Here is a 6,852-nt window from a genome sequence, read left to right as displayed (position 1 = left end):
AATTTACTTAAGCCATCAGTTAATATTTGTTTCGCTTGCTGACCTTGCTCTGTATCTAAATAACTTTGTGCAGTAGAAATAAAGCTTGTGATCATTTCAGGTTTTAATCCTAATGCTTCAAATTGCTTTTTAATGTCGTTTACAGACTTTAAAGAATCGCTATATTGTGAAGCTTTATCAAGTAATCCACCAAAACCTTCGCTAGAACCAGAGTTGAGTTGACTGATATCCGGCATTTGGCCAACTAAACCCTCTACGCCAGGAATAGACTTGGCAAGTGTACTAAATTGCTCGGCTGAAACATTCTCTTTAACATAGTTAAAAATAGACCCCATGCCGCCAGCAGCTTGATCAGCATTAACATCTAATGAGCTTGTTAACATATCAACTAAACCTGCTGTGTTTTGTTGAGTTGGCGCAGGAGCATCTACTGTTTGTTCAGTAGTTTCACCTAAACCGACAAGGCTTTTTAAGCTATCAAACCAGCTTGTTTCTTCAGCTATAGCCGAAGTGCTTAAAGTAGAAATAGTTAAAAGCACGATCAATTTTTTCATTTGGAACATCCGTTATTATCAAATAGTTTCTATGTATTGCGGCAATTATACAGCATTTAACTTCTGGATATGTACTGCTAAATTTAGCTGCACGTTGTAATTGCACAAAATCAACGCTTATAACCCAAGCATTTAGGTGTATAATATCAAGTAATGTCAGTCAAAATAAGTCAACCATGAGCCAAGAAAACGAACAATTAAATAACCCTTTACACGGTTTAAAATTAGACACGCTATTAAACGAGTTAGTGACTCATTATGGCTTTGATATTTTGGCTGAGTACACACGAATTAATTGCTTTAAAAGTAATCCAAGCCTGACTTCTAGCTTAAAATTTCTGCGTAAAACTGAATGGGCAAGAGAAAAGTTGGAGCGTTTTTATTTATACGATTATAAAAACCTACCTGAGCCCGGTGATGACGAATTCGAAATACCCCCTAGAAAACGAGTAGTTACCTTAAATTCAAAGCCGAAAAAGCCAAAAGTATTAGTGCGTGGCGAAGCTATTATTCCTTTAAGTAAAGACAGTTTTAAAGAAACTCATCGTTCTAAACCTGAACATAAAAAGGCTTATAAACCTGAGCATAGTCGCAGTAATAGTAGTAATGCTAGCACAAGTGGTAATGATGAGCGCAGTGCAAAAAGTAGCTCAAATGAAAACAAACCATTTGACCCATATGCTGACGCTCCTCGATAAGCTTAATGACTAATTAATTTTAGCTTCTCTTAACTTTTCATAACTTTTCATAACTAAAAACCCTAAAGTGCTTGCGCAATTTAGGGTTTTTTTAGTCTCAATCTATGTTCAATTTAAAGTCTAATTAAAGTTTAAATCGTGCAACAGAATCGGTTAACGAGTGTGCAAGTTTATTCACTTCATCACTGCGATTTGATAAATCTTGTGACTCGGCTGCGTTATGTGTCGCGGCTTCTGCGGCCTCATTCATCGTAACTTCAATATCTTGACTAAAACCTAGCTGTTCATTCGAAGCAACACTAATACTTTTACTCATTTCATCAATAGTGTGCAATGCGCTTTCAATTTGCTTAATCGCATTATTCAATTCTTTGCTTTGAGATACACACTCCCCCGCTTTGTTCTGCCCTTGAGAAATAGCAACTTCTGCGGTTTGAGTTTCTTTTTGCAGAGAATTAATCATTTGTTGAATTTCAGCAGTTGACGCTTGGGTACGTGAAGCAAGCGATCTAACTTCATCAGCTACAACGGCAAAACCACGGCCATGCTCACCTGCTCTTGCTGCTTCAATGGCGGCATTTAATGCTAATAAGTTGGTTTGGTCAGCAATACTACCGATAGTATCTAAAATGCCACCAATACTGTCACTGTGCTTACTCAATCTTGCCATTACTTCAACTGAATCACTTAAACTAGTCGATAATGACTCAATTCGATTACTGTTATCGTCAGCGATAGTGCGTATTTCAAAACTATGCTTTGAAGCTTCTGAAACATTGTTAGCGGTTAAGTTTGCTTCATCTGTAACACTTGATGAACTGATAAACATCTTTTCTGCAATTTTTTTAGCATTATTTACCCGCGTAATTTGAGCTGATGTAGATTGCGCAATTCGATGGCTTTGTTCGCTAGTGACCTTCGATGACTCATCTAAAGAATATGCATTTTGGCTTATGTTTTTAAGTAATAACGTTAAGTCATCACTCAGTTTGTTAATGTTATTAAATAAATCACCAAACTCATCTTTATTGGTAATTGTAAGCCGCTGAGTTAAGTCTCCCTGCGCAATCAACGCGAGTGATTTATTGGCCGACGCTAAAGGTCCTAACATTATCCGCGTAGTTACCACAGCAATGAATGTTGCTAATGCAACAAAAATAAACGCCATATAAATCGCTAAATTAACCCCCGTAGCCACTTTAGATTTAGTTGCTGATTGTAGTTCATCAAACCGAGCTTCAGCTAACGATAACAACAAGGTTAATTGCTGATAACTATCATTAAAACTTTCTACAGAAAGATTATAAGCCAAGTTTGCATTGGTAAAGTCGTCAAGGGCTTGTTGTTTGTTTTGGTATAATTCAGCGGGCTCTACCAATAAGTTACTTAAAGTCGCAAACTCAGCAGCAAACTCTTCAAGTAACGACTTATCGTTAACGCTAGTAAATAACCGCTGCATAAATTCGTAGTTATTGTTGATATTAGCAATTAAAAAACTGACATCATCTTTATGCTGTACTAAAACATCAAGCTCAGTAACCTGCTTTAAACCTGACATAGTACTTTGCAACGTAAATAACATATCGTCTATTCTTGCGCCGTTACCAATAATATCTTCTAATAAACGACCATCTCCAGGTAATACAAGCAACTCTAAATCGAGCATTTTATTACTTGCTCGATCACGGCTTGTTAGAAATTTTTGATAGTTAATTTCAAAAGCTTCATTTGCTTTCGCAACATTTTTTTTCGAAAAGTAAAACTTCTCGCTTTGGCTAACGTAAGATTGATAGTATCCCTGAGCTTGCTTGAGTGTTTGCAACATTTTGGGTTGGTCAACTAACTTACCTCTTAGCACGGTAACCGCTGATTGAAATTCTTGATTCAATTCGGCATATTCTTGCTCACTCTTAATCAAATTTTCAGTCTTTGTTTGTGTGAAGCCCAAAGCCCCCACTTTCATCATATTAAGTAATTTGATCTGCAAAGCGTTACTTTGCTTTTGAACAGGAACAGCCAATAACTCAACGTTACTGTTTGCTTGACTGATTTGGTTTAATGAATTGTAAAAAAATATGCTTCCTGCAACTAATAAAATTCCTATTGTGCTAAACCCCATTATTATTTTTTGTTTTATTGTTAATGGTAGCTTGTACATAGACACCTCTAAATAAACTTTCTTATGTATGTATTGAAAAATCAATCATGATGATTGTGCACGATTATAGGTTGAACAAAAGAAATGTAAACAGTACTGAAAACAAACACCCTAACGATCAAAATAAAAAACAGTTCAATTCCTTGTTTAATATTATGGTTGGTAAACATGCTTTTTAGCAATCTTTACAGTAAATAAGTTAATTTTAAACCTTAGGTTTATAACCGACGTTTTTAAAATTTGAGCTGGATTATAATTAAACTCTCCTCTATTATCACTTAACTGGTCGAACGTCCGATCAGTTAAGTAACTATAATAAAAATATGACGTAATTAAAATAACTATAAAAATAATGGGGAAATATATGAATGCAATCAAGCATGTAGCAGCTATTGCTGCGCTCGGCTTAACGCTTTGTTCAACAGCAGCACTCAGTAAAGAACACAAAATAGTACTGATACACGGCCTTCAACCACTACAACTAATATCTGATGGCGACGTAACAGCAAGCGGTCAAGACTACTGGAAAGGCTATTGGGATAATCTAAGTGACGCCCTTATTGATTGGCCGTCATACGAGAGAATCGAAGGTAAAATAGCTACTGATTATCTTTGGCCAAAGTTAAAATCTTTTTCTCAAAGCAATTTTTGCGATCCTGGTTGTATATTTGTAACGCACTCTACTGGTGATTTAGTTGCACGTTATATTATCGATAACCAAGAAACTTGGTTAGAAAATGCTGGCTTAGCACCGCTTAATATTGTCGCAACATTCGATATTGCAGGTGCTGGCGGCGGTAGTGAACTTGCCGATCTAGCGGTAAGTGTTGCTCAAGGCACTGAAACCTGGACCTTCGTTATTGAAGCGGCTTTAGAAGCTTGGCTTGGAGGCGACTTAGGTGATGAAATGGGTGTATTACACGACTTAAAAGTGAATAACGCTCGACAACTTGCACCGCTACCTGATGCACGTATTCCACGTTTACGTTTTGTTGGCGATGCAACAGAGTATTTAGGTGTTACAAGCCCGTTTATTAAAGGTAATGATGATGGCGTTGTAGGTACTCATTCTTCTTGTGGTGGTAATCGACAAGCACGTTTTGGCAGCTGTAGTTCACAAATAGCGTTTAATGGAAAAATAGCTAACCAAAACAATGCGGTTTCAGGCTTTATGCCTTACCACTACCCGATGTTAATGGGCGAAAAGTATAGCCACGGCTCACTACTTGAACCAAGACAAGCAGGTAAAGTAACCGCAGCCAGTAATCAACAAAACACCTTATCTGGAGAAAGTATCCATTTTGACACCTACACTAAAACGTCTGGTTGGTGGATTTGGAAAAGTAATTATCTTTATGTAGAAAATTCAGCTTCAGACAGCATGTCAACGTTGATATATGACGCTATGCCTAACTAAAGTTAATAATTTTTTATAAATAATAAGCAAGGCTGGGTATCTAATAGTATTAATAACGACAGATACACAGCCTTATTAGCGATAGAAATAAATATTAAAAGATAGAAACTTTGCTATGAAAAACAAAGCCGTTTTAAAGCGATTAATGATGTTAAGCGTTATAGTTTTTTCTGCTTGGTTGTTTTGGCCTGCAGCGCCAGTACAAAAAACAACGATAAACACACCTTCGATAAGTAAACCAATAATAAAGCCAGTAAGCTCAGCACGAATAGCTATAAATAAAAAAGCTGAAACAGTTACCGCTCTACCTGAGAAAATCACCTCTAACGATTCAGCGACTCTAGTGGCAAAAGCCTACGCCAGCGAACTCAGTTTTCCGCCTTACTCACAGCCATTAACTCAAAATGATTTTGACCGTTTAGAACCCAATCATTTTAACCCACAATCTATTCCGGTTGACGACCTTGGTAACTCTGTATCCGCATCATTATCAAAATATCGCTATACCTATCCAGAGCCGGTATTTGCAACCCTCTCAGGTGAGAATATTGCTAATGCATCATTGATACTTACCGATATAACTAGCGGTAAAATACTATTAACTCGTAAATTTGAGCAAGATAACAATATCTGGCATGCTCAATTTGATGGCGAGCGTAACTTGCCAAATCAACTTCAAGCAACAGTTAAAGCAAATATTAAAGGTAAGATCATTAGTATTGCTTTAGCCCTGAAATATGTTGACTCAGTTGCCACATTAGAAAGTTTTGACTCTGCAACTAGCCAAGATGCAGATATGGTAATAACAGCGAATTTAACCACCCGAGAGCAAGGGCTTTATCGTGTGCGCGCTAACTTATTTGATGCTAATAACCAACCTATCGCCCACTTAGTCAGTAAGGAAAAACTTAATAAAGGTAACGCTAGTTTAGAGTTAAAGGCTCATCAAAGCGTGTTACAAGGTAGACAGGCGCCATTTTATTTATCGACCTTCTCCATTGAATTAATGTCGCCAGCACCAGGGACACCAACAAAATATGGCGATAGCGCCTTAACTCAATTTGAGATAAAAGACTTTGCTACTTCAAGTCTCAGTAACTTACCTTATCAACCTAGTCAGCAGGAAAAACAACGATTACAACTGTTGCAAAATATGGCGCAAGGAAGATAAATAAATTCAATGTATTATGATAAATTCGTCGGTGTTACTTTCGCTAACTCATCTGCAAGTTCAGGTTTAACTGACACTAAAGCGGCTTTTAATTTTACTGAATGTTCAGGTAAAGCGTTACTGAGTGTTTGGTATAAGTTTACCGCATTAATATTAGGTAATATCACGAGTGCTTTTGCCACTGCTAACCCACGCCCTAATTTAATTTTTGCTAACGCTACACACAAATCGATGGCAAGTTCAGGGTCAGCTTCTGCCACCATAAGTGATGTTTTAACTACAGCACGAGGTAAATGTTGAGGTTCGTGATACTCAGTACGGGGATCAAGTTCAACAGCAGAAGTAATAACCGAACCTTGCATAACAAATTGCTCTTGCTCATCTATCGGCAATGACGAGCGAACTGTCATTCTATAGATAACAAAACAAGCTAATGACAACTGAATAAAGGCCAAGAAATAAAACAAAGCCGAACCACCAAACTTATCCATCATCAAAGATGCTGAATATGGCCCTAGAATACCGCCTACTGCAAACGCTAAAATCATTGATGACATAGCAGAAACCATCTCGCTTTGTCGTAATCTATCTAGCGCTTCAGAAATACTTAACGGATAAGTACAAGCAATAATGCCACACGTAATAGCTGTGGCTAGAAATACCGCCCATATAATTCCCAAAGACGCTAATATTGTTACGCCAATGCCAGCACTCGCCGATATTATCAACATAACACATATGAGCCTTATTCCCGTCAATAGGCAATAGGGTTTTATTTAGCTGCCGTTAGGCAGCTAATTGTTCATTCAATTCACAAGTTCATCTACTTCGCTATGTCAATTAGCCATTAAACA

The 6,852-nt window shown here is 37.3% G+C and carries 6 protein-coding genes; 3 read left to right on the top strand and 3 right to left on the bottom strand.

Annotated features, from left to right (window positions below; all coding sequences use genetic code 11):
• Window positions 1-554: DUF2780 domain-containing protein (locus H4J50_RS18105; RefSeq protein WP_182257579.1), on the bottom strand; the 554-nt coding region annotated here is incomplete at its 3' end.
• Window positions 555-730: 176 nt separating this feature from the next.
• Between H4J50_RS18105 and H4J50_RS18100 the strand changes: the two genes are divergently transcribed.
• A complete protein-coding gene (locus tag H4J50_RS18100; RefSeq protein ID WP_182257578.1) occupies window positions 731-1,252 on the top strand; it encodes a VF530 family DNA-binding protein in 522 nt (173 codons plus the stop codon).
• 124 nt (window positions 1,253-1,376) lie between these two features.
• Here the strand turns inward: H4J50_RS18100 and H4J50_RS18095 are convergent, their stop codons facing one another.
• On the bottom strand, window positions 1,377-3,410 hold the full coding sequence (locus H4J50_RS18095; protein ID WP_182257577.1) for a methyl-accepting chemotaxis protein: 2,034 nt from the start codon (window positions 3,408-3,410) through the stop codon (window positions 1,377-1,379).
• A gap of 364 nt (window positions 3,411-3,774) precedes the next feature.
• Between H4J50_RS18095 and H4J50_RS18090 the strand changes: the two genes are divergently transcribed.
• Together H4J50_RS18090 and H4J50_RS18085 are read left to right on the top strand one after the other, a co-directional pair.
• Entirely contained in the window at window positions 3,775-4,827 is a 1,053-nt protein-coding gene (locus H4J50_RS18090) for a hypothetical protein (RefSeq protein ID WP_182257576.1), read from the top strand.
• Window positions 4,828-4,942: 115 nt separating this feature from the next.
• On the top strand, window positions 4,943-5,998 hold the full coding sequence (locus H4J50_RS18085) for a hypothetical protein (protein WP_182257575.1): 1,056 nt from the start codon (window positions 4,943-4,945) through the stop codon (window positions 5,996-5,998).
• A gap of 14 nt (window positions 5,999-6,012) precedes the next feature.
• On the opposite strand, the gene H4J50_RS18080 is transcribed toward H4J50_RS18085, so the two are convergent.
• Window positions 6,013-6,729: an MFS transporter gene (locus H4J50_RS18080; protein WP_182257574.1), complete on the bottom strand. Its 717-nt coding sequence runs from the start codon at window positions 6,727-6,729 to the stop codon at window positions 6,013-6,015.
• Window positions 6,730-6,852: the final 123 nt, after the last annotated feature.

This window comes from Colwellia sp. 6M3 (assembly GCF_014077595.1).
Lineage (GTDB): Bacteria > Pseudomonadota > Gammaproteobacteria > Enterobacterales > Alteromonadaceae > Cognaticolwellia.
This window is presented reverse-complemented; position numbering and strand designations above follow the sequence as displayed.

Coding starts and splice junctions, on each gene's coding strand:
- H4J50_RS18090 (WP_182257576.1), top strand. CDS start 3,775: ATGAATGCAATCAAGCATGTAGCAGCTATTGCTGCGCTCGGCTTAACG.
- H4J50_RS18095 (WP_182257577.1), bottom strand. CDS start 3,410: ATGTACAAGCTACCATTAACAATAAAACAAAAAATAATAATGGGGTTT.
- H4J50_RS18080 (WP_182257574.1), bottom strand. CDS start 6,729: ATGTTGATAATATCGGCGAGTGCTGGCATTGGCGTAACAATATTAGCG.
- H4J50_RS18085 (WP_182257575.1), top strand. CDS start 4,943: ATGAAAAACAAAGCCGTTTTAAAGCGATTAATGATGTTAAGCGTTATA.
- H4J50_RS18100 (WP_182257578.1), top strand. CDS start 731: ATGAGCCAAGAAAACGAACAATTAAATAACCCTTTACACGGTTTAAAA.